This window comes from Nocardiopsis sp. NPDC006832 (assembly GCF_040635885.1).
Classification (GTDB): domain Bacteria; phylum Actinomycetota; class Actinomycetes; order Streptosporangiales; family Streptosporangiaceae; genus Nocardiopsis.
Genome location: NZ_JBEYLC010000057.1, coordinates 12,609 through 36,069, shown reverse-complemented (window position 1 = coordinate 36,069; position 23,461 = coordinate 12,609). Strand labels below are relative to the sequence as shown.

The window sequence follows — 23,461 nt, the reverse complement described above, 5'->3', positions numbered from 1 at the left end:
TTCCCGTACATCCTCGCCCAGCCCAAGCTCCTCCTGGCCGTGATCGGCGGAGGCATGTCCGGCGTGACCACCTTCATGCTCCTCGACGCCGGACTCGTCGCCACCCCGGCACCGGGCAGCATCATCGCCCTGATGGCGGTCACCCCGCGCGGCGACCACATCGCGGTCCTCGCCGGTGTCCTCGTCGGTACGGTCGTCTCGTTCCTCATCGCCTCGGCCCTACTCGGATTCGGGCGCGCCGAACGCAAGGCCGAACGCGAGGCCGCCGCGGCGGCGGAGACCAAGGACGCCTAGCCGTCCGTCCGGGCCCATCCGGGCCGCAAGACCACCCCCAGTCCAGGTTCAGCACAGGAGGGCCACATGGCCACCATCGAAGGATCCGCCGTCAAGAAGGTCGTCGTCGCCTGCGACGCCGGCATGGGCAGCAGCGTCCTGCTCACCACCCAGCTCAAGAAGACCCTCGCCCCCTACGACGTCACCGTGGAGCACTCCCCGGTGGACCGCGTCCCCGACGACGCCGACCTCGTGCTCTGCCACTCCGGCCTGGTCGCCCGGGCCCGGACCCGCGTGCCCGACACCGTCGTCATCGGTTTCCAGATGTTCCTCGGCGACCCCGTGTTCACCAAGGTGGAGGCGGCCATCCGGGACGGTGGGACCCTTGGCGACTGATCTCGTCCTCAACGCGGACGCCGTCCGGCTCGGCCGCACCGCCCGCGACCGCGCCGACGCCATCGACCAGTGCGGCGCCCTGCTGGTGGAGTTGGGCGCGGTCGACCCCGGATACGTGAGCGCGATGCACGAACGGGAGGCCTCCATCCCCACCTTCGTGGGCGAGGGCGTGGCCATCCCGCACGGCACCGACGCCTCCCGCGTCCTCGTACGCAAGGCGGCGCTCGCCGTCGTCCAGTTCCCCGAGGGGGTCGACTGGGACGGTCCCACCGTGCACGTGGCCATCGGCATCGCCGCGTCGGGCGAGGAACACCTGCGGGTGCTGTCCTCCCTGGCCGGGGTCCTCACCGACCCCGAAAGGGCGGCGCGGCTCCGGTCGGCGGAGGACCCCGACGAGGTCCTCGAACTGCTCGCCCCCGCCGCGGGCTGATCACCGCGTACCCCCGGTGGACCCGTGCCACCGCTTCCTCGAACGGTCGGGGGCGGACACCCCGCCCCCGACCCCACAAGAAAGGCCCCACCATGCTCGTCGCCCGTTTCTACGCCCCCGGGGACATCCGCCTGGAACAGGCGCCCGAACCCACGCCGGGGGCGGGGCAGCTCAAGATCGCCGTCGCCAACTGCTCCACCTGCGGCACCGACGTCAAGATCTCCCGACACGGTCACCACCACATCCGTCCGCCCCGGGTGATCGGACACGAGATCTCCGGTCGGATCGTGGAGGTCGGCGAGGGGGTCACCGGCTGGTCGGAGGGGGACCGGGTACAGGTCATCGCCGCCATCCCGTGCGGCACCTGCGTGGAGTGCGCCGACGGCCGGTTCACGGTGTGCTCGCGCCAGGAGTCCATGGGCTACCACTACGACGGCGGGTTCGCCGAGTACATGATCATCCCCGAGGCGGTGCTGGCCGTGGACGGCGTCAACCGGGTGCCCGACAACGTCTCCCTCGCCGAGGCGTCCGTGGCCGAACCCCTCGCCTGCGTGCTCAACGGTCAGGAGATCGCCGGGGTCGGCGAGGGCGACAAGGTGGTGGTGATCGGCGCCGGACCCATCGGCTGTCTGCACGTCCGTCTGGCCCGGGCCAAGGGCGCCTCCGAGGTGTACCTGGTGGACCTGAACCGGGGTCGCCTGGACATGTCCGCCGAACTGGTGCGTCCCGACGCCGCGATCTGCGGGTCGGACACCGACGCCGTCGCCGAGGTGCTGAAGCTGACCGGCGACCGGGGCGCGGACCTGGTCATCACCGCGGCCGCGTCCGGCAAGGCCCAGGAGGACGCGGTGCGGATGGTGGCGCGCAGCGGCCGGATCAGCCTTTTCGGTGGGCTGCCCAAGGACGCGCCGATCATCGCGCTGGACGCCAACGCGGTCCACTACCGGGAGCTCTCGATCTTCGGGGCCAACGGCTCCAGCCCCGAACACAACAAGCGCGCCCTCGACCTCATCTCCACCGGGGCGGTGCCGGTCGCCGACCTCATCACCGAACGAATGCCGCTGGCCGACGTGCACAAGGCGATCGAGACGGTCGCGGCGGGCACCGCGGTCAAGGTGACCATCGAGCCCTGACCGTTCCGGGAGACACCCACGCCCGGCCCCGGTAGGCGCGCACGCCGGCCCCTGCCCGGTTATCCACAGATTCGGGATCGGGGCCGGCGCCGGCGCCGTTTTCGGGGTTGGCTGGACCCGACGGATCATCGTCCCCACCATCACAGCCGGCCCCCATCAGTCGCAGGAGAGCACACATGGCGCAGACGGAACCCGTCCAGAACCCGGCCTCCGGCCCCGCCCCCGAGGGCCCGCTCAAGGGCATCGCCGCCGGGCCGGGCGCCGCGGTGGCGCCCGTCGCCCGGATGGCCGACCCGCCCGCCCTGCCCGCGCACGAACCCGTGGTCGACGATCCGGCGGCGGAGGAGGGCGCCGCCCTCGCCGCCCTGGACGAGGTGGGCGCGGAACTGGACGCGCGGGCGGCCGACGTCGAGGGCGAGGCCGCCGCGGTGCTGACCACCCTGGCGATGATGGCCCGAGACCCCGACCTGCGTAGGCAGATCGGCGAGCTCGCCCGGGGAGGTCGCCCGGCGGCCTGGGCGGTCCATACGGCGTGCGGCCGCTACCAGGAGCTTCTGCTCGCGGCCGGAGGGTACCTGGCCGAACGCGCCGCCGACCTGGCCGACATCCGGGACAGGGCGGTGGCGGTGTTGCTCGGACTCCCGATGCCGGGCCTGCCCGATCCCGGACATCCGTACGTGTTGGTCGCCCGGGACCTCGCGCCGGCCGATACGGTGCGGCTCGACCCGGCGAGGGTGAAGGCCATCGTCACCCGACTGGGCGGTCCCACCAGCCACACCGTGATCCTGGCCCGCTCCCTGGGTCTGCCCGCGGTGGTGGGCTGCTCGGGAGCGGAACACCTGGTGGACGGTGTGACGGTGGCGGTGGACGGCGACGCGGGCACCGTCGAGGTGGACCCGGACACCGAGGTCGTCGAGCGTATCCAGGGGCGGGCCGAACGCCGCCGGATCCTGCTGGCCGAGTCCGGTGGGCCGGGCCGTACCGCCGACGGTGTGCCGATCGCGTTGCTGCTCAACGCGGGCGAGGGCGACCCGGACGAGGCCGGCGCGCACGACAGCGAGGGGATCGGGCTGTTGCGCACCGAGTTCCTCTTCCTCGACCGGGCGGAGCCACCCACGGTGGCCGAGCAGACCGAGGCCTACACCCGGTTGTTCCGGGCCTTCGCCGGTCGGGTGGTGACGGTGCGGACCCTGGACGCGGGTTCGGACAAGCCCCTGGAGTTCGCGCCGACGGGTGAGGAGGCCAACCCGGCCCTGGGCGTGCGCGGGTTCCGTACGTCGAGGCTTCACCCACGGCTGCTCACCGACCAGCTCACCGCGATCTCCGCGGCCGAACACGCGGCCGCCGCCGACGGGGCCTCCGCCCGGGTCCGGGTGATGGCTCCGATGGTCTCCACCCCGGCGGAGGCGGGCGAGTTCGCCGAACTGGCGAGATCGGCCGGGATCACCGAGGTCGGTGTGATGGTGGAGGTGCCGGCCGCCGCGCTGTTGGCCGACCGGCTGCTGCGCCGTGTGGACTTCGTGTCGATCGGCACCAACGACCTGGCGCAGTACACCATGGGGGCCGACCGGACTCTGGAGAGCCTGCCGGAGCTGCTGGACCCATGGCAGCCGTCGCTGTTGCACCTGCTGGCCAAGGTGGGGCGGGCGGGGGAGGCGCTGGGCCAACCCGTGGGGGTGTGCGGTGAGGCCGCGGCCGACCCACTGCTCGCCGTGGTGCTGGTGGGTCTCGGGGCGACCAGCCTGTCCATGGCGTCCCCGGCGCTGCCCGCGGTGCGCTACGTCCTGTCCCGGCACACGCATGCCGAGTGCCGACGCCTGGCCGAGCTGGCCCTGGCGGCCGAGGACCCGGAGCGGGCCAGGAAGGTGGTGCGCGAGGCGGCGCATCCGGAGGCCCTACGGCTCTGACCCGAGGGGTCGTGTTCCGCGAACACGACCCTGCCGCGCGGGGCCCCGGAGCCCCGGCGGCACCGTCACGGCGTCCTCACGGTCGACAACCGAACCCGGGCCGACCGTGAGGACGTGCGGTGACTTCGCCGACGGACCCGACCCACGTGCCGAGCCACACCGGGACGCTCCGGGGGACCCACCGTCCGGGCCCCCGGAGCGGCGCCTCACCACGAGCGCCCTCACCACACGCGGCCCCATCGCCTCCGGGCTCGTCGGGTGGTGGGCCCGGTCAGGTGCCGGTGGGGGTGCCCCAGCCGCCGCCGACGGCTTCGGGGACCAGGTCCAGCTGTTCCAGGAAGCAGGCGAGCAGGCGGCCGAGGTCCTCGCATCCGGAGGCGCACCAGATCTGGTGGCCGTTGCTCAGGGCGGCGAAGAACACCGAGGCGACCAGTGACGGGCGGTGGTCGGTGGTCGGGTCCACCCCCGCGCGTTCCCCCAGGACCTTGGCGAGGCGTGCCTGGCGCCGATGGTGGTAGCGCATGTTCGCCTCGATCAGCTCGGGACTGCGGGCGATGAGGTTGCTCGCGCTGCCCTGGAGATGCAGGTCCTCGCGCTCCAGGTACTCCCAGTGGTCGCGCATCGCGTTGCGCAGGGCACGGAACGGTGCCTCGTCGGCGGGGCGTTCGCGCAGGGAGTCGAACAGACTCTGGTCCACGCCCTCCGCGGCCTCCAGGACCACGTCCTCCTTGGAGGCGAAGTACCGGAAGAACGTGCGCTGGGATACGTCGACGGCTGCGGCGATCTCCTCCGTGGTGGTCCCCTCGAACCCGCGCTCGTGGAACAGGCGGATCGCCGCGTCGATGAGGTCCCTGCGCATGCGCGCCTTCTTGCGCTCACGTAGACCGGTCGGTTCGGAGCTCGTCACGGTCATGGACGGCCTCCTTCCTCGGTGGCCTCGGATCTCGCACCCACTGCGAGGATACATGCGGGCCAGTATGACGTCAGTCACTGACTTCTTGCATGGATTGCGAAGTGTCAGTGGCTGCCATAATCTCGCCCGGTAACCAACGGGGAACCATCGGGGGAGCCATGACCGCACAGACCGCCGCACCACCGACACGGGTGGCCGAACGCCTCACCCGGAGCCCCTGGGCGACGCTGGTCGCCATCGCCTTCGGCGTGATGATGGTGGCCTTGGACGGGACCATCGTGGCCGTCGCGAACCCGGCGATCGGCGCGAGCCTCGGGGCGTCCCTGGCCGAGTTGCAGTGGGTCACCCACGGCTACCTGCTGGGCCTCGCCGTCTTCCTCATCACCGCGGGCAAGCTCGGCGACCGCTTCGGCCACCGGAACACCTACCTGGTGGGCGTGGTCGGCTTCGTCGTGGCCTCGGTGGCCATCGCCCTGTCCTCCGGGGTCATCATGTTGGTCGCCTTCCGGATCGTCCAAGGCGTTTTCGGGGCGCTCCTGCTGCCGTCGGCCATGGGCCTGATGCGCGCGAGCTTCCCGCCCAGCAAGCTCGGCCGGGCCTTCGGGGTGTTCGGCAGCCTGATCGGCGCGGCCACCGCCGGCGGTCCCATCCTGGGCGGCGTCCTCGTCGACGCGCTCAGCTGGGAGGCGGTCTTCTACATCAACGTCCCGGTGGGCGTGATCGCCCTGGTCCTGGGCCTGTGGCTACTGGCCGCCAACCGGCCCACCGACCCGGGAAGCCGCATGGACCTGCCCGGCATCGTCCTCATCAGCATCGCAGTCTTCGCCCTGGTGTGGGCACTGGTGGAGGCGCCGAGCATCGGCTGGGGCCACCCCGTCACCCTGGGTTCCCTGGGTGGGGCGATCCTGTTCGCCCTCGCCTTCGTGCTCTGGGAGCGCAAGCCCGAACAGCCGCTCATCCCGCTCGCGCTGTTCGCCAACCCCTCCCTGGCCATCGGTGTGGTGCTGATGGTGTTCATGGCCGTGAGCCTGATGGGCTCGCTGTTCTTCATCACCTTCTACCTACAGGGCGTGCGAGGGATGAGCCCCGCCCAGACCGGAACGCAGCTCATCTCGATGACCGCGACCATGGCCATCGTCTCTCCGATCGCGGGACGGATCCTCGACCGGGTCGGCGCACGGTTGCCCACCACCATCGGCCTGCTGTCCGCGGCGGCGGGCATGTTCCTGCTCTCCCGACTGACCCTGGACACCTCGGTGGTGTACCTGTCGATCGGGTTCGTCCTGCTGGGAGTGGGGCTGAGCCTGGTGATGACCGGTGCCACCGCCGCGATCATCGGGAACGCGCCGGTGCGCTTCGCCGGTGTCGCCTCCGCCGTGCAACAGGCGGCGATGCAGCTCGGCGGTTCGCTGGGCACGGCGGTCCTGGGCGCGGTCATGTCCGCGACCATCGTCACGAGGCTGCCGGACCACTACGGCGCCTTCGGCCAGGACGCGCCCTCCGGTGGTGAACTGAGCTCCATGCAGAGCGTCATCGCCCAGGGCGGCGCCGTCCTGCCCGAAGGGGCCGACGCCGACACCGTCTCCGCGATCACCACGGCGAGCAACCTGGCCTTCCTGGACGGCCTGCACCTGGCCTTCCTCATCGCCGCGGGGCTGCTGTTCGCGGGCGCGATCCTGTCGCTGTTCATGCGCGGGGGGAGGATGACCGACGGCCCCGCCGTGCACATCTGACCGCGGCGCGGTCCCGAGAGCGGCGTGCCCCCGAAACACCGTGGCCCCGGAGGAATCCGTTCCTCCGGGGCCACGTCGTCGTTCGTGGGGGTGGCTCAGGTCGTGTAGTCGGCGTTGATCCGGATGTAGCCCTCGGTCAGGTCACAGCCGTAGACGGTGAAGTCACCGTCGGCGATGCCCAGGTCGACCCCGATCAGCACCTCCTGGCCCTTCATGTGCCGGGCGGCGCGCTCCAGGGTCTCCTCGGTGGCCTCGGCGGGGAAGGTCTCCACGTCACCGAAGACGATGCGCACGTTCTCCGGCAGCACGTCGGTCTCGTCCGAGCACTTGCCCACGGCCATCGCGACCCGGCCCCAGTTGGGGTCGGCCCCGTGCACGGCGGTCTTGACCAGCGGAGAGTTCACCACGGCCTTGCCCACGCGCTTGGCCTGCGCGTCGTCGCGAGCTCCGGTGACCCGCACCTCGATGAGCTTGCCCGCGCCCTCGCCGTCGGAGGCGATCATCCGGACCAGCCTCAGCGCCGTCTCGTACAGCGCCTCCTCGAACTCGGCGACGTCCACCGGGCCGGCCACACCGTTGGCGATGATCGCGGCGGAGTCGCTCGTGGAGGTGTCGGTGTCGATGCTGAGCGCGTTGAAGGTGCGGTCCACCACCCGGCGGAACACCTCGTCCAGAACCGGTTGCTCCAGCTCGGCGTCGGTGAAGAACCAGGCCAGCATGGTCGCCATGTTCGGCTCGATCATGCCCACACCCTTGGCCATGCCGGTGAGGGTCGCCCCGCCCACCTTCGCGCCGACGATCTTGGGGTGGGTGTCGGTGGTCATCATCGCCGACGCGGCGCGGTCCAGGTCGGCCGGCGGGAACTCGGCCGGCAGCCCGTCCAGGTAGGCGCGGACCCGTTCCATCGGGTAGGGGCGTCCGATGACGCCGGTGGAAGCGATCAGGAGTTCGTCGGGGTCGACGCCGGCGGCCCGGGCCACCCGGTCCCGCACCTCGCGCGCGTCCCGGGTGCCGACCTGTCCGGTGGCCACGTTGGCGTTGCGGGCTATCACGGTGACTCCGCGGGCACGGCCGTCCGAGGCCGCCTCCCGGCTCAGGCGCACACTGGGTCCGGCGAACCGGGACCTGGTGAACACGGCGGACACCACCGCCGGGGTCTGGGAGACGACGGCGAAGAAATCGTCGTCGGGGTCCTTGATCCCCATGTTTCCGGCCACGCCGACGAAACCGGCGGGAACGGGGGTCTGGCTGCTCATCGTCCTCCTCAAGAAACTCCTGAACGCCAGCCTACTTCGCCACGCCCGACCCCCTCGATTACGGCCTCCACCTGCTCGGGTTTCGTACTGTTCGTTGACGACACGGGTGTGACAAGCCGGATCGAACGGGGTATCCGCCGAGAGTGGGGGAAGACCGCTCGGGGGGAGGCGTGTGGTGCACGATGGTGACTGGCTCACGGAGACGGGGGCACGGATCCGTGGGGTCCTGAAGGTGATGGTGGACGCCGACTGGCTACCCGGTGGGGCCGCGGTGGTCGGTACCGGTGGCATGTGGGAGTTCGTCGCGGTCGGTCGGATCGACGACGAACACGACACCGCGCCGGACGTCTCCTACGACGTCGCGAGCCTGACGAAGGTGATGGCGACCTGGCCGCTGGTCGGTAGGGCGGTCGCCGAGGGGGTTTTGGACCTCAACGCTCCGATGTCCGAATACTTCGAGGGGGAGGACCTTCCCGGGGCCTGGGTGACCACCAGACAGATCCTCACGCACACCAGCAGACTCAACCAGGTGACCTGGTTGGAACGGTACGTGGGCACCGACCAGGACCTGGCCGAGGCCATCCTTTCAGATCCTTTGGAGGATCCCGGCTACCTCTACATCGATCGCGGGTTCATCCTGCTGGGGTTGCTGCTGGAACGCCTGTACGGCAAGGGTCTGGACCGATTGGCCGCCGACTTCTGGGCCGGATTGGGGATGCGCTCGACCACCTTCGGTCCGCTGCCACGCTCGCCCGGAGTGGCCCCCACCGAGCGTCGACTCGTCGGAACCGCTCCCACCTGGGGCGTGGTGCACGACGAGGCCGCGGCGCTGATGGGCGGTGTGGCCGGGCACGCCGGGGCTTTCACCACCGCCATCGACCTGGGCACCTTCGCTCGGGAGATGCTGCGCCTGCACGAGATCGGGGCGGAGGGGGACATCCCAGGTTCGTACGTGCGGGAGAGCTGGACCCCGCAGGTGGACGCGGGAGGGCGGCTCTCCCGCGGGTTGGGTTGGCTGGTCACTCCGGAAGGGGTGGTCTACCACAACGGGTTCACGGGGACGAGCCTGTTCATGCACCCCGAGAGCGGACGGTACGTGGGCGTGCTCACCAACGCCGTCCACCACGGGCGAGACCGCACCGGCCTGGTGGACCTGCGCGGCGCCGCCCGGTCGGCGCTCACGCCACAGGCCCACGAATCCTCTCCGTGATCTCCCCAAGGAACACGGCGAGCCCGGCGGGACCGGGGACGGTCAGGTCGGCGGCCTCGGCCACCGCGGTGACCTCGTCGGAGGACGAACAAACGGTGAGCCCGGGTGTCCCGCGTTCGCGCAGGGCCGTGACGGCCGCGAAGGCCGGCAGGTCACCGAGGTCGTCACCGGCGTAGAGGATCGAACGCGCGGCCCTCTCCTCCACCAGGGAGGTGAGGGCCGCGCCCTTGTCCACGCCCTGGGGGCGGAGCTCGATCACCATCCTCCCGGGCTCCAGTTTGAGGTCGGCGCGTTCGGCCAGGTCGGCCAGTGGTCCGGACAGCAGTTCCAACGCCCGGTCGGGGTCGTCGGCGCGGCGGGTGTGCACGGCCAGCGAACGGCCCTTGTCCTCGATCCAGGTACCCGCGGGAGCCCCGGACGCGTCGACCAGCGCGGGGAGTTCGGCGCGGACCAGGGCCACCCCCGGCGGTGGATCCGCGGCGACCACACGGCCGTCCACCCAGCGTTCGGCCCCGTAGTGGCCGAGGACGACGATGCCGGGCACCTGGTCCAGGCCGCCCAGACGCACCGCGGTGGCCGCGGGGCGGCCGGTGATCACCGCCACGGTTCCGACCAGTGCGGACAGCGCGGCCAGCGCATCCACGACCCCGGGTTGGGGTGCGGAGGCGCGGGGGTCGGCGACGATGGGGGCGAGTGTGCCGTCGAAGTCGAAGCCGGTCAGCGCGGTGGAGGGTTGGTCGAGTAGCGCCCGCAGGCCGGCGCGTCCGGCCTCGGTGCCGGGTGCGAGCGGGTTACCGGGCTCGGTCGGGGACATGCGGAAGACCTCGTCGTAGTCGTCGATGGGCCGCGCGGCGCGGGCCCTGGCGTGGACGTGTGGTCTTCGCCGAGGGGAGAGCGCGCAGGTTCGGCTTCGTGCGGATGCGGGGATCGTCCCTGGCGCACGTACCGGCCCGGTGGGTCAGATCTGAATGCCCAGGCGGCGGGCGTTGCGTTGTCGTCGACGGTCGGCGCGCAGGCGGCGCAGACGCTTGACGGTCATGGGATCGAAGGCGAGCGCCTCCGGGCGCTCGACCAGACCGTTGAGCAGTTGGTAGTACCGGGTCGCGGAGAACCCGAACTCATCGCGGATCGCCTGTTCCTTGGAGCCCTCGAACTTCCACCACTGGCGTTCGAAGGCGAGGATGCGCTGTTCGCGTTCGGCGAGGGCCGACTGACCGTCCTTGGACGGACCGATATTCGGCATGGGACACCCCCTGGACGGGTAATTGGTTTGTCCGGATCGGCGCGACTCATGCTAGCGACTCGACATGCCGGATGAGGAGCGGAAAACTCAGGAGTGGCACCAGGGCTACAGTTGCCTTCCCTACCCGGGTGGTCACTTGTCCAAGCTTGGAACCTGTGCTCGTGACAGAATCGCGAGGGTCCGGGGAGGGCCCGGCGGAACGCCGACCGCAACGTTCGAGGGAGCCTGACGTGCTCGGGGGCAACAGCCGTAGCAGGACACATTCGCGCCATCTGTTGGGCGCCACGGCCGGGACCTGCGCGTCCTTGGTCGTACTGGGGTTGACGGCGGCGCCCGCCGCCTCCTCGGAGATCCCCGACTTCCGTCCCGACCAGTGGGCCTTGACGTCCATCGGGGCGCAGGACGTTTGGGAGGAGACCCAGGGACAGGGCATCACCGTGGCGTTGCCCGGGGTGTCGGTCGATGAGGAACACCCCGACCTGCGCGACAACGTGGAGATCGACGACGGGTTCGGCTCCAACGGGGCCGACGACGAGCAGGGGACCGCGGCGGCCGGCCTGGTGGCGGCGCACGGCCACGGCATGGACGCCGACGGTGGGGTGCTCGGGGTCGCCCCCGAAGCGAACATCCTGGTGCTGCCCACCGAGGACGACCTGCCCGGTGCCATCCGTCACGCCGTGGACGAGGACGTTCAGATCGTCCTGCTGCCCGATGAGGTCGGTGACGACGAGGACCTGACCGAGGCCATCGCGGCGGCCGCCGGCGGGGGCGCCCTGGTGGTGGGCCCCGCGGGTGGGAACACGGACGAGAACGTCCTGACGGTGGCGGGGGTGGACGAGGACGGCGCGCTCATCCCGGACTCGCCCGACGCCTCCGCGATCGACCTCGTGGCACCCGGCGCCGAACTGCGGACCGCCGGCCAAGACCTGCGCCAGGCCGACGTGACCGGGACGCCCTACGCGGCCGCCGTCGTCGCCGGCGCGGCCGCGCTGCTGGCCGCCGACTACCCGCAGCTGAGCCCGGCCCAGGTGCGCGAAGCCCTGGTCGATGGGGCTCAGCCGGGTCCCGACGGCCTGCCGTCGTTGCAGGTGGGCGATGCGGTGGCCCAGGCCTCGGGTACGGCCGAGGACGTCCCCCTCGTCGACGAGAACCTGGTCCAGGAGGAGGACGAGGGCGTCCCGGTGTGGGTGTGGTTCGCCCTGGTCGGTGTGGTGTTCGCGATCGTCGTGCTCGTGCTGGTGCTGTGGGTGCGCCGCAGCAGCGCCGACCCGTACGGGGTGAAGGCCGAACGGGAGGCCGAGGACGCGGAGTTGGCGGCGGCCCGGGCCGAGCAGGCCAAGGCCGAGGAACGCCCGTCCCGGCGCAAGAAGGGCGGCCGTCGCCGCAAGGCCAAGTAGCGGTGAGGCCGGGTGACCGGGTGACCGCGTGACCGGGTGATGGTGGGGTCGCGTGGCCGGTCGCTGGAGGACGATGACGTGTGGTGTGGGGGCGTTCCCGGGTGGGGAGCGCCCCCTCGTGTGTGCGGGGTGGGTCATGGGCAGCACGATGTGGGCGGGGCCCAGAGCCCCCCGAATACGACGTTACGGCTCACGCGGGCCCTGGAACAGCGGCGGACCCGGAGCCTGTGGAAAACCCCTGGGGGCGGGAAGGGGGCACGGTTTAGGGTGGCACCGCCCCCCACCCCTTCCACGACGGGAGAAGCCGCATGGCGCGTAAGGCGGACGGAAGCGCGGGTGACGCCGACTACGGCGTGATCGCCAGGACCTACACCGACCACCGTCGGCCCGACCCCCGGATCGCCTCCTTCGTGCACGCGGCCCTGGGCGACGCGCGCACGGTGCTCAACGTCGGGGCCGGCGCGGGCTCCTACGAGCCGGCGGACCGGAAGGTCACCCCGGTGGAACCCTCGTCCAGCATGCGGGCCCGCAGACCCGACGACCTCCCGAAGGCGGTGAACGCCACCGCCGAGTCCCTGCCCTTCCCCGACGGTTCCTTCGACGCCGCCATGACCACGTTCAGCGTCCACCAGTGGTCGGATCCCACGGCCGGACTGGCCGAGGTACGACGGGTCACCGATGGACCGGTCGCGGTGCTCACCTGTGACCCGGACCTGGTGCGCCGTTTCTGGCTGTACGAATACGCCCCGGAAGTCCTGGACACCGAGGCGCGACGCTACCCGTCCATGTCCGACCTGTCCGAGGGTCTGGGCGGGCGCACCACGGTCACCCGGGTGCCGATCCCCCTCGACTGCTCGGACGGTTTCAACGAGGCCTACTACGGGCGGCCGGAGGCGCTGCTGGACTCCAGGGCCCGGCAGGCCTGTTCGGCGTGGAGCTTCGTCTCGGAGGAGGTCCACGAACGCTTCCACGCGGACCTGTCCCGAGCCCTGGACGATGGCACATGGGACCGAGACCACGGTCACCTTCGGTCGACCCCGGAACTGGAGGGTTCCCTCGTCCTGCTGGTCTCCGTTCCCGAATGAGCCGGGTGGTCGCCCGGGGGCCGTTCGACGTTGCCTCCAAGGGCTTTCGGGCGACCGTCCGGGTACCTTCGCCGGGTGTGGTGTAGTCCGGTTCCCGGTACCAGGGGAAAGGCGAAGGAAAGCGCCATCGCCGAACGTCACCGCAGGTCGACGTATGGTCACGTCACAAATGCGCGTGCATATGTAAGCCACGCGAAGGCCCTTGACTCGAACAGCGCGGACGGCAAGGCTTTGAAAATGTCCTCCCTGGAATCCCCGTCCCTGCCCTCGCGCGGCGCCACCCGGACCGATTCGCACGACCACAACCTGGTCAACGGTCGGGTCAACGTCGTCCCCTACGACCCCAAGTGGCCCTACCTGTTCCAACGGGAGGCCGACCGCATCCGTCAGGCCCTCGGCGAGCGTGTCCTGGTGATCGAGCACATCGGGTCCACCGCCGTTCCCGGTCTGGACGCCAAGGCCTGCATCGACATCCGTCTGGGGGTGGCCGACCCCACGGACGAGCCCGCCTACCTGCCGGAACTGGAGGAGATCGGGTACAGCGTCCGCGTTGGCTTCGAGGGCGAGCACGACCACCGACTCCTCAAGGGCTCACGCGTCAACGTGAACCTCTACGTCGGTACGAGGGAGTGCCCGGCGCTCGAACGCATGAGCCTGTTCCGCGACCACCTGATCGCCGACGCCGGCGCGCGCGAACGCTACGCCGCCGTCAAACGCGAGTTGGGCGAGCGGGAATGGGAGCACCTCCAGGACTACACCGGGGCCAAGGGGGAGATCATCACCGAACTCATGGCCGAGGCCGAGTCCTGGAAGGCGTCCCGGAGTCCGAACTGACCTCGGCCCCGCTCAGCCCAGGGAACGGATCTGGTCCTGGAACCAGCGACGAGGCGGCAGCGCCACCGCCGCCTCCGCCAGCCGCTCCCGACGCTTGCTCCGCTCCGCCTCCGGCATCGTCAACGCCGCGTGCAGCGCCTCCGCCGTCTCCACCGTGTCATAGGGGTTGACCAGCAGCGCGTCCTCGCCCAACTCGTCGGCCGCGCCCGCCTCCCGGGACAGCACCAGGACGGAGTCGCGCTCGGACAACACCGGGCCCTCCTTGGCGACCAGGTTCATCCCGTCCCGGATCGGGTTGACCAGCAGCACGTCCGCGATCTGGAACGAGGCCAGCGACCGCGGGTAGTCGTCGTTGACCTCCAGCACCACCGGCGTCCACTCGGGGGTGGCGAACTCCTCGTTGATCTCCTTGGCCGTCCGCAGCACCGAGTCGGTGTAGGTCCGGTACTCGGGCACGTCGCCCCGGCTCGGGTAGGCGAACGCCAGGTGCGTGACCCGCCCACGCCACTCCGGGTGCGCCCTCAAGAGCTCCCGATAGGCCTCCAGGCCGCGCACGATGTTCTTGGACAACTCGGTGCGGTCCACCCGCACGATCAGCCTGGTGTCGCCGACCAGGTCGATCAGTGTCCGCCGGCGCTCGGCCACGGCCGGTTCCGAGGCGCTCTCCCGCAGCCCGTCGGCGTCCGCGCCCAAGGCGTGCACACCCACCTCGACCACGCGGCCGCCGTACTCCACCGTGCGCTGCCCGAGGTCGACGTCGGCGCGCAGGATCTCGGCGCAGCAACGCAGGAAGGCCTCGGCCCATCGAGGGCTGTGGAAACCGAGCCGGTCGGCGCCGAGCATGCCCTCCAGCAGTTCCCGGGCCACATGGGTCGGCAGCATCCGGAAGTACTCCGGGGGAGCCCAGGGGGTGTGCGAGAAGTGCGCGATCCGCAGGTCGGGGCGGCGGGTGCGCAGAATGCGCGGCACCAGGGCCAGGTGGTAGTCCTGCACGGCCACGCGGGCGTTGTCCGAGGCCCCGCTCACCAGGGCCTCGGCGAAGGCGTTGTTGTAGGCGGAGTAGTCCTCCCAACGCCTGCGGAAGTCCGAACCGAAGGAGGGCTTGTTCGGGGTGTCGTACAACATGTGCTGCACGAACCACAGGATCGAGTTGGCCACTTCGGTGTAGGCGCCGGCCAGAGTCTCCTCCGGAATGTCCAGCATGTGGACGCGCATGCCGTCGAGGTCGTGCGTCCGGTCCAGTCGGGCCTCCGGGGCCTCGGCCGCGGCGCGCCGGTCGGCGTCGGACAGGCCCGCGCACACCCACAGGGCGTCGATCTCGGTCGCCACCGAACTCATCCCCGACACCAGTCCACCGCCGCCCCTGCGGTGCTCCAGGGAGCCGTCGGCCGTCGTGGAGAAGGAGACCGGTCCTCTGTTGGAGGCGATGAGGATCTGTGCCTTGTCCACGTGTGAGGTCCTCTCAAGTGCGCGAACGAGTGTCGCGGTGGGAAGGTGGGGAAGTCGTGGATGCACCCCCGGCGATCCGGAGGCGCACCCTAGGTCTCGCCGGAGCGCCCGGGCCCCAAACCCACCCCTGGTCAACGGGGAGGATCATCACGCTCCACGGGCACGACACGCGCGCGACGCGGCGCCGATCGGGGTCGTCTCATCCTGTGTCGAATAGCGAGACGCTTGGTGTAATCCGGATCACCCGGCATGGAAAACCGGTCAGGGCGTCGGTTACAGTGACGGTGCGTTCTCCGAGCGGAGAAGCCACAACTTCATATTGCTCATCCAGAGGGGTGGAGGGACCGGCCCTACGAAGCCCCGGCAACCATCTCGACATGTGGACGCACCATCGCGTACCGGTCGAGGCAGGTGCCAACTCCGGCCTGGGGCCAAGGTGGCCACCAGGGAAGATGAGGGGAGACACCTCGCCATGGCGATCGCCGCCGCTGAACCCACCGCTGTCCGCGCCTTCGGCCCCGGAACCGCCCTTTCCTGTCGAGAGTGCGGCGAGCGTTATGAACTTTCGCCGAGCTTCGCCTGTCAGTTCTGTTTCGGCCCCCTGGAGATCGCCTACGACTTCGGGACCGTCACCCGCGAGGAGATCGAGAGCGGCCCCAAGAACATCTGGCGCTACCGCTCCCTCCTGCCGGTCCCCACGAACGTGGCCGAGCTGCCCAACATGAACCCCGGCTTCACGCCCCTGGTCGGGGCCGACCGCCTCGCCGCCGAACTCGGGCTGAAGTCCCTGCACGTCAAGGACGACTCCGCCAACCCCACGCACTCCTTCAAGGACCGCGTGGTCGCGATCGCCGTCGAGGCCGCCCGCACATTCGGATTCACCACCCTGTCCTGTTCCTCCACCGGGAACCTCGCCGGCGCGGTCGGTGCCGCGGCCGCGCGGGCCGGCTTCGAGTCGTGCGTGTTCATCCCCGCCGGGCTGGAGGAGGGCAAGGTCGTCATGGCGGCCGTCTACGGCGGCAAGGTCGTGGCCATCGACGGCAACTACGACGACGTCAACCGCTTCTGCTCCGAACTCATCGGCGACGAGGCCGGTGAGAGCTGGGGCTTCACCAACGTCAACCTGCGGCCCTACTACGCCGAGGGTTCCAAGACGCTGGCCTACGAGATCGCCGAGCAGCTCGGCTGGCGACTGCCCGAGCAGATCGTCGTCCCGATCGCCTCCGGCTCCCAGCTCACCAAGATCGACAAGGGCTTCCAGGAGCTCATCAAGGTCGGCCTGGTCGAGGACCGCCCCTACAAGGTGTTCGGGGCGCAGGCCACGGGCTGCTCCCCGGTCGCCAAGGCGTGGGAGAACGGCCACGACGTCATCCAGCCGGTCAAGCCGGACACGATCGCCAAGTCCCTGGCCATCGGCAACCCGGCGGACGGGCCATACGTCCTGGACATCGCCGAGCGCACCGGTGGTTCGGTGGAGCACGTGGGCGACGACGAGATCGTCGACGCCATCAAGCTGCTGGCCCGTACCGAGGGCATCTTCGCCGAGACAGCGGGCGGTGTGACCACCGGCGTCCTGCGCAAGCTGGTCCGCGAGGGCCGGATCGACCCCGAGGCCGAGACCGTCATCGTCAACACCGGTGACGGGCTCAAGACCCTCAACGCCGTCGACTCCGGCGTCACGGCCACCATCAAGCCCTCCCTCGACGCGTTCAAGGCCCAGGGCCTGGTCTGATCGTCCGGCCACGCGCCACCACCCACCACCGCACTCACCAGGAGATCCGCACATGAGCGCCAGCGTCCGCGTCCCCACCATCCTGCGCACCTACACCGACGACGCCTCCGAGGTCACCGCCGAGGGCGCCACCCTCGCCGAGATCCTCGACGACCTGGAGGCCAACCACCCGGGTATCCGGGCCCGCATCCTCGACGACAACGGCAAGGTGCGCCGTTTCGTGAACGTCTACGTCGGTGACGAGGACGTGCGTTTCGAGAAGGGCCTGCAGACCGAGGTCAGGGCCGGTCAGCAGGTGTCGATCATCCCCGCGGTCGCCGGGGGCTGCTGACCGTAGGAACGATGAGGGGGCGGGCGCTCGACGCGTCCGCCCCCTCACTTCTTCTCCGCGGGCCTCATAACCTGGGAGGAGGTTTCTTCCGGGACGAGGGTGGCGATGTCGGCGACACGGTTGTTGGTGCTCGGTGTGGTGCGCGTCCACGGGGGGACGCACGGCTACCGCGTGGGCCGTGACCTCATGGACTGGGGAGCCAAGGAATGGGCCAACGTGAAGTGGGGGTCGATCTACCACGCCCTGCGCAAGCTGTCCGAGCAGGGAAAACTCCGTGAGTTCGTGTCCCCGGGCGATGAGATCACCGACCGCACCTCCTACGAGCTCACCGAGGAGGGCGAGGTGGAGTTCCGCCGGCTGTTGCGGGGGGCACTGCGCCACGCCGGCGACGACCACGCCCTGTTGTACGCCGGGGTCACCCTGATGCCCTGCCTGCCTCGGGCGGAGGTGATCGAGGCCCTGCGAGAGCGGTTGGTCGCGTTGGAGAAGAGCAACGCCGAGACGGCGGCGGCGATCGACTCCTCGGCGGCGGAATGGGGCAAGCCCGCCCACGTGCGTGAACTCTTCCGACTGTGGCACATCACCGTCGAGGCGGGGGCCGAGTGGACCCGACGGCTCCTCGGGGAACTGGAGGCGGGGGAGTACGTGATGGCCGACGAATCGCCCGACGCCTTCGGCAATCCGGCCACCGGGCCCGCTCGGCCCTCCTGACCGCCGGCCCCCATGCGGCTTCGCCTCGGGCCACTCGGGCCTGAGTATTAAAACTTGAGTATCTGGCTTCGGTAGTGCATCCTGATCCGTGTATTCAAATTTTAATAGGAGGATCGCGTGATCCGAACACACGAGCTGACCCGGGACTTCCGGGTCGGCAAGGACACCGTCGAAGCCGTACGCGGAGTCGACATGGAAGTGGTCGAAGGAGAACTCGTGGCGCTCCTGGGACCCAACGGAGCCGGCAAGAGCACCACCCTGCGCATGCTCACCACACTGCTCGAACCCACCTCGGGTACCGCCGTGGTCGCCGGACACGACGTGCGCGCCGAGCCCGCCGAGGTGCGACGCCGGATCGGCTTCGTCGGGCAGGGACACAGCGGGGCCGATGACCAGCGCGCCCGCGACGAACTCCACTACCAAGGGCGGCTCTACGGCCTGGACCGACGCACCGCCCGGTCCCGCACCGACGAACTCCTGGAGATGCTCGACCTCACCGCGGTCGCCGACCGTGAGACGACCACCCTCTCCGGCGGTCAACGACGCAGGCTCGACATCGCCATGGGACTCATCCACCGACCCGGCCTGCTCTTCCTCGACGAGCCCTCCACCGGGCTGGACCCGCAGAGCCGCGCCGACCTGTGGGAACACGTGGCCCGGCTTCGGTCGGAGTACGGCACCACCGTCGTGCTCACCACCCACTACCTGGAGGAGGCCGACAACGCGGCGGAACGGGTGCTGGTCATCGACCACGGTCGCCTGATCGCCGACGGCACCCCCGACGAACTCAAGGGGCGCGTCTCCGGGGACCTGATCCGGTTCACCCTCGACGAGACGCACCTGGCGGAGAAGGCCGCGGAAGTGGCCGCGACCCTGAGCGACGGAGCGGTGCCCGAGGTCACCGAGGTGGAAGCGAGCGGCGCGGAGGTGGCCCTACGGGTCGAACGCGGGGACGCCTTCCTGCCCGGGTTGCTGCGCGCACTCGACGAGTCCGGTGTCCAGCCGAGCAGCGTCCAAGTGCAGCGGCCCACCCTGGACGACGTCTTCCTGACGCTGACCGGCCGCAGTCTGCGCGAGGAGGGGCGATGAGCCGGGCCACCACCGGATCGGCGATCCGGCGACCCGCCGTGCCCGGATTCGTGCGCGACACCGGGATCGTGTTCGCCCGCCAGATCCGCCCGATGCTGTACCGGCCCCACCTGATCGCCTTCGGGATGCTGCAACCCCTGCTCTACCTGGTGCTGTTCGCACCCCTGTTGGGCGGGCTGGCCGGGGTCGAGGGCGAGAATCCCTGGCAGTGGTTCGTCCCCGGGCTGCTGGTGATGATGGCGCTGTTCTCGGCCGGGTTCTCCGGGTTCGGGCTGCTTCCGGAGATGGCGTCGGGGGCGCATGAACGCCTCCTGGCCACGCCGGCGGGCCGGGTGCCCCTGCTGCTCGGCCGGGTCCTGCGGGAGATGGTGGTCGTGGTGGCACAGATCCTGCTGATCCTCGTGGTGGTGGTGCCGTTGGGCTTCCGCACCACACCGGTCGGGGCCCTGTCCGGTGTCGCCCTGTTGGCGGTCCTCGGCATCGGGCTGTCCACGCTGTCCTCCCTGGCGGCGCTGGCGGCCAAGCAGACCTACGTGTTCGCGCCGATCATCCAGACCGTGATGATGCCGCTGCTCCTGCTGTCCGGGGTGCTGTTGCCGATGGAACTGGCGCCCGGGTGGCTGTACACGCTGTCCAGGCTCAACCCGATCGCGCACGTGGTGGACGCCGCCCGGGTGCTGTTCGGCGGTGGTCCCTGGGACACCACGGTCCTGGTCGGTTGGGCCATGGCGCTCGCGATGACCGTCCTGGCCCTGGCCGTGGGATCGCGTGCGATGCGACGGATGAACACCTGAGCCGAACCGATCGGTGACGGTGGGTGCTCACCCGGACCTTCCCGGATGAGGGAGCGACGGAGTCGCCACCGGGTCCAGGTGTCACCATCTGTTCGCCCAACGCTCAAATGCCCCGGTTCGGGCACGTCATCGCAGGTGATGGGTGTTTTCGAGGTCATGGAAATCGTGACCACATCGTTTGCACTCTCCAAGGCCGAGTGCTAAAAAGATGAGTGGTTAGCACTCAGCATGGCCGAGTGCTAATCGGATCGAGGCTGCGAGATCGTGGGCCTCCGGCAGCAGGGTTGCCGGATCGACCACGGTCGTCCGTCGCGGGCGCACGCCTCGTCCCATCGCGTATCAGCCCGGTCACGGGAGGACAAGAACTCAATGGCAGCCAAACTGATCGCGTTCGACGAGGAGGCCCGTCGCGGCCTCGAGCGTGGCATGAACCAGCTCGCGGACGCCGTGAAGGTCACCCTCGGCCCGAAGGGCCGCAACGTCGTCCTGGAGAAGAAGTGGGGCGCCCCCACGATCACCAACGACGGTGTCTCCATCGCCAAGGAGATCGAGCTCGAGGACCCCTGGGAGAAGATCGGGGCCGAGCTGGTCAAGGAGGTCGCCAAGAAGACGGACGACGTCGCCGGTGACGGTACGACCACCGCCACCGTCCTGGCCCAGGCCCTCGTACGCGAGGGTCTGCGCAACGTCGCCGCCGGCGCCAACCCGGTCGGCCTCAAGCGCGGCATCGAGGTCGCCGTGGCTCGCATCAACGAGGAGCTCGGCAACCTCTCCAAGGACATCGAGACCAAGGAGCAGATCGCCTCCACCGCCTCGATCTCCGCCGGCGACGACCAGATCGGCGAGAGCATCGCCGAGGCCATGGACAAGGTCGGCAAGGAAGGCGTCATCACCGTCGAGGAGGGGCAGACCTTCGGGCTCGAGCTGGAGCTCGCCGAGGGCATGCGCTTCGACAAGGGCTACATCTCGCCCTACTTCGCCACCGACCTTGAGCGCATGGAGACGGTCCTTGAGGACCCCTACATCCTCATCGTCAACTCCAAGATCTCCAACAACAACGAGTTCCTGCCCGTTGTCGAGAAGGTCCTGCAGGCCGGTCGTCCGCTGATGGTCATCGCCGAGGACGTCGCCGACGGCGCCCTGCAGACCCTGGTGGTCAACAAGATCCGCGGCACCTTCAAGTCCGTCGCCGTCAAGGCTCCGGGCTTCGGTGACCGTCGCAAGGCTCAGCTCGGCGACATCGCCGTCCTGACCGGCGGCCAGGTCGTCACCGAGGAGGTCGGCCTCAAGCTGGAGAGCACCGAGCTCGACATGCTGGGTCGCGCCCGCAAGGTCGTCGTCACCAAGGACGAGACCACCATCGTCGACGGTGCCGGTGACGCCACCGCCATCGCCGGTCGCGTGAACGAGATCCGCAACGAGATCGAGCGCACCGACTCCGACTACGACCGCGAGAAGCTCCAGGAGCGTCTCGCCCGTCTGGCCGGCGGCGTGGCCGTCATCAAGGCCGGTGCCGCCACCGAGGTGGAGCTCAAGGAGCGCAAGCACCGCATCGAGGACGCCGTCCGCAACGCCAAGGCGGCCGTCGAAGAGGGCATCCTGCCCGGTGGTGGCGTCGCGCTGCTGCAGGCCAGTGTCCCCGCCTTCGAGAAGCTGGAGCTGGAGGGTGACGAGGCCATCGGCGCCGACATCGTCCGCCGCGCCATCGCCGAGCCGCTCAAGCAGATCGCGATCAACGCCGGCCTTGAGGGCGGCGTCGTGGCCGAGAAGGTCAGGAACCTGGAGCCCGGCTTCGGTCTGAACGCCGCTTCCGGTGAGTACACCGACCTGTTCAAGGACGGCGTCATCGACCCGACCAAGGTCACCCGTTCCGCTCTGCAGAACGCGTCCTCGATCGCCGGTCTGTTCCTGACGACCGAGGCCGTCATCGCCGAGAAGCCGGAGAAGGCCGCGGCTCCCGCCGGCGACCCGACCGGTGGCATGGGCGGCATGGACTTCTAAGAGGTTCAGGAGTCCGAGGTCCGGATACGCGACCTCGCCCGCGACGACCGGGCGGCCCTTCACGGGGCCGCCCGGTTTCGCTGTTTCCGGGGCCTCAGGTGAGAGTGTCGCGGTGGTCGAGCCACTCCCGGACCGCGGCCTTCACCTGCGGGGTGAGATCGCTGTCGGAGTGCTTCTCGGCCGGGAACCACCGAAAGTCCGTGTGCTCCTGCGACAACCGCACGGGTGTGCCGTCATGTGGTCGCGCGAACGTGAACTGGCGTTTGCGCTCGCCGTGCCGTGAGTCGTAGTCGAACCAGCTCACGAAGGGCTCCAACAGGAGTGGGGCGCCCACGGGCGTACCGATCTCCTCGTGCAGTTCCCGGGCCAACCCGCCGAGGAGGGTCTCGCCCGGTTCCACTCCACCCGAGGGCAGACTCTCCGCCCCTGGGAAGGAGGTCTCGTCGTCGCGACGGCGCAGCAGGAGGATCTCCCGCCCGAAGTCCCGGTGGACGATCGCGCCCGCCGAGAACCCCTCGATCCCCGACCGTCGGGCGTCGTCGGCGAGTGCCCGCGTGTCCATAAGCCTCCTCCCCCGGGGAACCGGCCGGCCCCCGGAAACGATCATGCGTGCGCCGGGACGCGCGCGCAACCGGCGCCCGGAGAACCCGTGGACAACCCTTCTCAGACCCGCAGGAGGGTCAGGTAGGCGAAGCCGAGCACAGCCCGACCATGCAGACGGAGTCGCCGGTGGGCGTCGGTGCGCCGGACGACCTCGTCGAAGTCGGGGGAGTGGGGGTTGTCCCGGATCCAGTCCTCCATGCCCCACGCGTTGCCGTTCTCGAAGTGGTCCCACTCGTCCACCGTGGCCTCCGACAGGGAGTACAGCCGGAAACCATGGGAGAGCGCGAAGTCGACCAGGTCGGGCAATGACCGGTACTGGTCACGGGGGACCACCTCCATCGCGGTGATCTCCTCCTCGGTGGGCGGACGCTTCCAGTAGCACTCACCGAACAGCACCCGGCCGCCCGGGCGGGTCAGGTCGGCCAGGGCGGAGAGCGCGTTCCCGGTGTGCGTGACGGGGTCACCACCCCACACATGGGTGGCGCCCACGTTGAACACCACGTCGGAGGCTTCGCCCTTCCACGCACCGACGTCCCCGACCTCCAGTTCCACCCGGCCGGCCAGCCCCCTGGCCTCGGCGCCGGCCCGACCATGCCGGATGTTCTCCTCCCCGAGGTCGATACCGAAGCCGGTGGCCTCCGGCTCGGTGGCCAGGGTGCGAAGGAGGAGTTCGGCCCAGCCACAGCCCAGGTCCACGACGTGGCGCCCCTCCAAGGGGCCGAGCGAGTGGATCAGACGCGTGGCCCGCTCGTCGGAGAGGGGACCGTTGAAGTCGAGGTCGCGGTGCATGGGAGGGAACGCCGGGGAGGTCATCCGAGCAGTGTCCTTCGCCCGGACGGGCTCGTCCAATGTTTTTCCGCGCCCGTCGGGGTTATCGTGCGAAGTGTCGGGTGGACAGGCGCGCAAGGCGCTAGCTTCCTGTCCGGAGGTGCGATCGAGAT

At 70.1% G+C, this 23,461-nt stretch carries 22 protein-coding genes, 1 pseudogene and 1 riboswitch; of the genes and pseudogenes, 16 read left to right on the top strand and 7 right to left on the bottom strand.

What is annotated here, in order from left to right:
* From ABZ717_RS22820 to ptsP, 5 genes and pseudogenes are all read left to right on the top strand, one after another.
* A pseudogene (locus ABZ717_RS22820) lies at window positions 1-294 on the top strand (PTS mannose transporter subunit IIA); the annotation flags it as partial.
* A gap of 66 nt (window positions 295-360) precedes the next feature.
* Window positions 361-669, top strand: a complete 309-nt coding sequence (locus tag ABZ717_RS22815; protein WP_067604073.1) for a PTS lactose transporter subunit IIB — start codon at window positions 361-363, stop codon at window positions 667-669.
* The gene (locus ABZ717_RS22810; RefSeq protein ID WP_358513773.1) at window positions 659-1,099 is read left to right on the top strand and encodes a PTS sugar transporter subunit IIA; all 441 of its coding nucleotides are present in this window, start codon (window positions 659-661) and stop codon (window positions 1,097-1,099) included. The genes ABZ717_RS22815 and ABZ717_RS22810 overlap by 11 nt, the downstream gene beginning before the upstream one ends.
* A 92-nt stretch (window positions 1,100-1,191) precedes the next feature.
* On the top strand, window positions 1,192-2,232 hold the full coding sequence (locus tag ABZ717_RS22805) for a zinc-dependent dehydrogenase (RefSeq protein WP_358513771.1): 1,041 nt from the start codon (window positions 1,192-1,194) through the stop codon (window positions 2,230-2,232).
* 176 nt (window positions 2,233-2,408) lie between these two features.
* Window positions 2,409-4,139, top strand: coding sequence for a phosphoenolpyruvate--protein phosphotransferase (gene ptsP, locus ABZ717_RS22800; RefSeq protein WP_358513769.1), 1,731 nt, complete (start codon window positions 2,409-2,411; stop codon window positions 4,137-4,139).
* A gap of 271 nt (window positions 4,140-4,410) precedes the next feature.
* On the opposite strand, the gene ABZ717_RS22795 is transcribed toward ptsP, so the two are convergent.
* Window positions 4,411-5,052: a TetR family transcriptional regulator gene (locus tag ABZ717_RS22795; RefSeq protein ID WP_358513767.1), complete on the bottom strand. Its 642-nt coding sequence runs from the start codon at window positions 5,050-5,052 to the stop codon at window positions 4,411-4,413.
* Between the two features lie 158 nt (window positions 5,053-5,210).
* Here ABZ717_RS22795 and ABZ717_RS22790 point away from each other — a divergent pair, with 158 nt between their 5' ends.
* The gene (locus tag ABZ717_RS22790; RefSeq protein WP_358513765.1) at window positions 5,211-6,785 is read left to right on the top strand and encodes an MFS transporter; all 1,575 of its coding nucleotides are present in this window, start codon (window positions 5,211-5,213) and stop codon (window positions 6,783-6,785) included.
* 95 nt (window positions 6,786-6,880) lie between these two features.
* Here ABZ717_RS22790 and argJ read toward each other — a convergent pair whose 3' ends face one another.
* Window positions 6,881-8,041, bottom strand: coding sequence for a bifunctional glutamate N-acetyltransferase/amino-acid acetyltransferase ArgJ (gene argJ, locus ABZ717_RS22785; protein ID WP_358513763.1), 1,161 nt, complete (start codon window positions 8,039-8,041; stop codon window positions 6,881-6,883).
* 175 nt (window positions 8,042-8,216) lie between these two features.
* On the opposite strand from argJ, the gene ABZ717_RS22780 reads away from it, so the two are divergent.
* Window positions 8,217-9,251 carry a serine hydrolase domain-containing protein gene (locus tag ABZ717_RS22780; protein ID WP_358513777.1) on the top strand — a complete coding sequence of 345 codons (1,035 nt, stop codon included), beginning with the start codon at window positions 8,217-8,219 and terminating at the stop codon, window positions 9,249-9,251.
* Here the strand turns inward: ABZ717_RS22780 and otsB are convergent.
* Window positions 9,220-10,065, bottom strand: coding sequence for a trehalose-phosphatase (otsB, locus tag ABZ717_RS22775; RefSeq protein WP_358513761.1), 846 nt, complete (start codon window positions 10,063-10,065; stop codon window positions 9,220-9,222). The genes ABZ717_RS22780 and otsB overlap by 32 nt on opposite strands.
* Window positions 10,066-10,209: 144 nt before the next feature.
* Entirely contained in the window at window positions 10,210-10,494 is a 285-nt protein-coding gene (locus tag ABZ717_RS22770) for a DUF3263 domain-containing protein (protein WP_358513759.1), read from the bottom strand.
* 230 nt (window positions 10,495-10,724) lie between these two features.
* On the opposite strand from ABZ717_RS22770, the gene ABZ717_RS22765 reads away from it, so the two are divergent.
* The 3 genes from ABZ717_RS22765 (at window position 10,725) to ABZ717_RS22755 (ending at window position 13,810) form a co-directional block, all read left to right on the top strand.
* Window positions 10,725-11,891, top strand: a complete 1,167-nt coding sequence (locus tag ABZ717_RS22765; RefSeq protein ID WP_358513757.1) for a S8 family serine peptidase — start codon at window positions 10,725-10,727, stop codon at window positions 11,889-11,891.
* Window positions 11,892-12,199: 308 nt separating this feature from the next.
* Window positions 12,200-12,976: a class I SAM-dependent methyltransferase gene (locus tag ABZ717_RS22760; protein ID WP_358513755.1), complete on the top strand. Its 777-nt coding sequence runs from the start codon at window positions 12,200-12,202 to the stop codon at window positions 12,974-12,976.
* Between the two features lie 237 nt (window positions 12,977-13,213).
* The gene (locus ABZ717_RS22755; RefSeq protein ID WP_358513753.1) at window positions 13,214-13,810 is read left to right on the top strand and encodes a GrpB family protein; all 597 of its coding nucleotides are present in this window, start codon (window positions 13,214-13,216) and stop codon (window positions 13,808-13,810) included.
* 12 nt (window positions 13,811-13,822) lie between these two features.
* Here the strand turns inward: ABZ717_RS22755 and ABZ717_RS22750 are convergent, their stop codons facing one another.
* Complete coding sequence (locus tag ABZ717_RS22750) at window positions 13,823-15,259, bottom strand: trehalose-6-phosphate synthase (RefSeq protein WP_358513751.1); 1,437 nt, start codon at window positions 15,257-15,259, stop codon at window positions 13,823-13,825.
* Window positions 15,260-15,579: 320 nt separating this feature from the next.
* A riboswitch (SAM riboswitch) is annotated at window positions 15,580-15,718 on the top strand.
* A 13-nt stretch (window positions 15,719-15,731) separates the two neighbouring features.
* On the opposite strand from ABZ717_RS22750, the gene thrC reads away from it, so the two are divergent.
* The 6 genes from thrC to groL all read left to right on the top strand — a co-directional run bounded on the left by thrC (window position 15,732) and on the right by groL (window position 21,917).
* Complete coding sequence (thrC, locus tag ABZ717_RS22745) at window positions 15,732-16,991, top strand: threonine synthase (RefSeq protein ID WP_358513749.1); 1,260 nt, start codon at window positions 15,732-15,734, stop codon at window positions 16,989-16,991.
* Window positions 16,992-17,043: 52 nt separating this feature from the next.
* Entirely contained in the window at window positions 17,044-17,322 is a 279-nt protein-coding gene (locus ABZ717_RS22740) for a ubiquitin-like small modifier protein 1 (RefSeq protein ID WP_358513747.1), read from the top strand.
* A 105-nt stretch (window positions 17,323-17,427) separates the two neighbouring features.
* Window positions 17,428-18,033, top strand: a complete 606-nt coding sequence (locus ABZ717_RS22735; protein ID WP_358513745.1) for a PadR family transcriptional regulator — start codon at window positions 17,428-17,430, stop codon at window positions 18,031-18,033.
* A 117-nt stretch (window positions 18,034-18,150) separates the two neighbouring features.
* A complete protein-coding gene (locus tag ABZ717_RS22730; protein ID WP_358513743.1) occupies window positions 18,151-19,122 on the top strand; it encodes an ATP-binding cassette domain-containing protein in 972 nt (323 codons plus the stop codon).
* Complete coding sequence (locus ABZ717_RS22725; protein ID WP_358513742.1) at window positions 19,119-19,916, top strand: ABC transporter permease; 798 nt, start codon at window positions 19,119-19,121, stop codon at window positions 19,914-19,916. The genes ABZ717_RS22730 and ABZ717_RS22725 overlap by 4 nt, the downstream gene beginning before the upstream one ends.
* Window positions 19,917-20,285: 369 nt before the next feature.
* Window positions 20,286-21,917 (top strand): chaperonin GroEL, encoded by a 1,632-nt coding sequence (gene groL / locus ABZ717_RS22720; protein ID WP_358513740.1) that lies wholly within the window; start codon window positions 20,286-20,288, stop codon window positions 21,915-21,917.
* A 94-nt stretch (window positions 21,918-22,011) separates the two neighbouring features.
* Here the strand turns inward: groL and ABZ717_RS22715 are convergent, their stop codons facing one another.
* Window positions 22,012-22,479, bottom strand: a complete 468-nt coding sequence (locus ABZ717_RS22715; RefSeq protein WP_358513738.1) for an NUDIX domain-containing protein — start codon at window positions 22,477-22,479, stop codon at window positions 22,012-22,014.
* Window positions 22,480-22,580: 101 nt separating this feature from the next.
* Window positions 22,581-23,333 (bottom strand): methyltransferase domain-containing protein, encoded by a 753-nt coding sequence (locus ABZ717_RS22710; protein WP_358513736.1) that lies wholly within the window; start codon window positions 23,331-23,333, stop codon window positions 22,581-22,583.
* Window positions 23,334-23,461: the final 128 nt, after the last annotated feature.

Bases quoted from the DNA above. Each gene is read 5' to 3' on its own strand.
- otsB (WP_358513761.1), bottom strand. From the start codon at position 10,065: ATGTCCCCGACCGAGCCCGGTAACCCGCTCGCACCCGGCACCGAGGCC.
- argJ (WP_358513763.1), bottom strand. From the start codon at position 8,041: ATGAGCAGCCAGACCCCCGTTCCCGCCGGTTTCGTCGGCGTGGCCGGA.
- ptsP (WP_358513769.1), top strand. From the start codon at position 2,409: ATGGCGCAGACGGAACCCGTCCAGAACCCGGCCTCCGGCCCCGCCCCC.
- ABZ717_RS22790 (WP_358513765.1), top strand. From the start codon at position 5,211: ATGACCGCACAGACCGCCGCACCACCGACACGGGTGGCCGAACGCCTC.
- ABZ717_RS22735 (WP_358513745.1), top strand. From the start codon at position 17,428: ATGTCGGCGACACGGTTGTTGGTGCTCGGTGTGGTGCGCGTCCACGGG.
- groL (WP_358513740.1), top strand. From the start codon at position 20,286: ATGGCAGCCAAACTGATCGCGTTCGACGAGGAGGCCCGTCGCGGCCTC.
- ABZ717_RS22760 (WP_358513755.1), top strand. From the start codon at position 12,200: ATGGCGCGTAAGGCGGACGGAAGCGCGGGTGACGCCGACTACGGCGTG.
- ABZ717_RS22710 (WP_358513736.1), bottom strand. From the start codon at position 23,333: ATGACCTCCCCGGCGTTCCCTCCCATGCACCGCGACCTCGACTTCAAC.
- thrC (WP_358513749.1), top strand. From the start codon at position 15,732: ATGGCGATCGCCGCCGCTGAACCCACCGCTGTCCGCGCCTTCGGCCCC.
- ABZ717_RS22755 (WP_358513753.1), top strand. From the start codon at position 13,214: ATGTCCTCCCTGGAATCCCCGTCCCTGCCCTCGCGCGGCGCCACCCGG.
- ABZ717_RS22795 (WP_358513767.1), bottom strand. From the start codon at position 5,052: ATGACCGTGACGAGCTCCGAACCGACCGGTCTACGTGAGCGCAAGAAG.
- ABZ717_RS22740 (WP_358513747.1), top strand. From the start codon at position 17,044: ATGAGCGCCAGCGTCCGCGTCCCCACCATCCTGCGCACCTACACCGAC.
- ABZ717_RS22715 (WP_358513738.1), bottom strand. From the start codon at position 22,479: ATGGACACGCGGGCACTCGCCGACGACGCCCGACGGTCGGGGATCGAG.
- ABZ717_RS22725 (WP_358513742.1), top strand. From the start codon at position 19,119: ATGAGCCGGGCCACCACCGGATCGGCGATCCGGCGACCCGCCGTGCCC.
- ABZ717_RS22815 (WP_067604073.1), top strand. From the start codon at position 361: ATGGCCACCATCGAAGGATCCGCCGTCAAGAAGGTCGTCGTCGCCTGC.
- ABZ717_RS22805 (WP_358513771.1), top strand. From the start codon at position 1,192: ATGCTCGTCGCCCGTTTCTACGCCCCCGGGGACATCCGCCTGGAACAG.
- ABZ717_RS22770 (WP_358513759.1), bottom strand. From the start codon at position 10,494: ATGCCGAATATCGGTCCGTCCAAGGACGGTCAGTCGGCCCTCGCCGAA.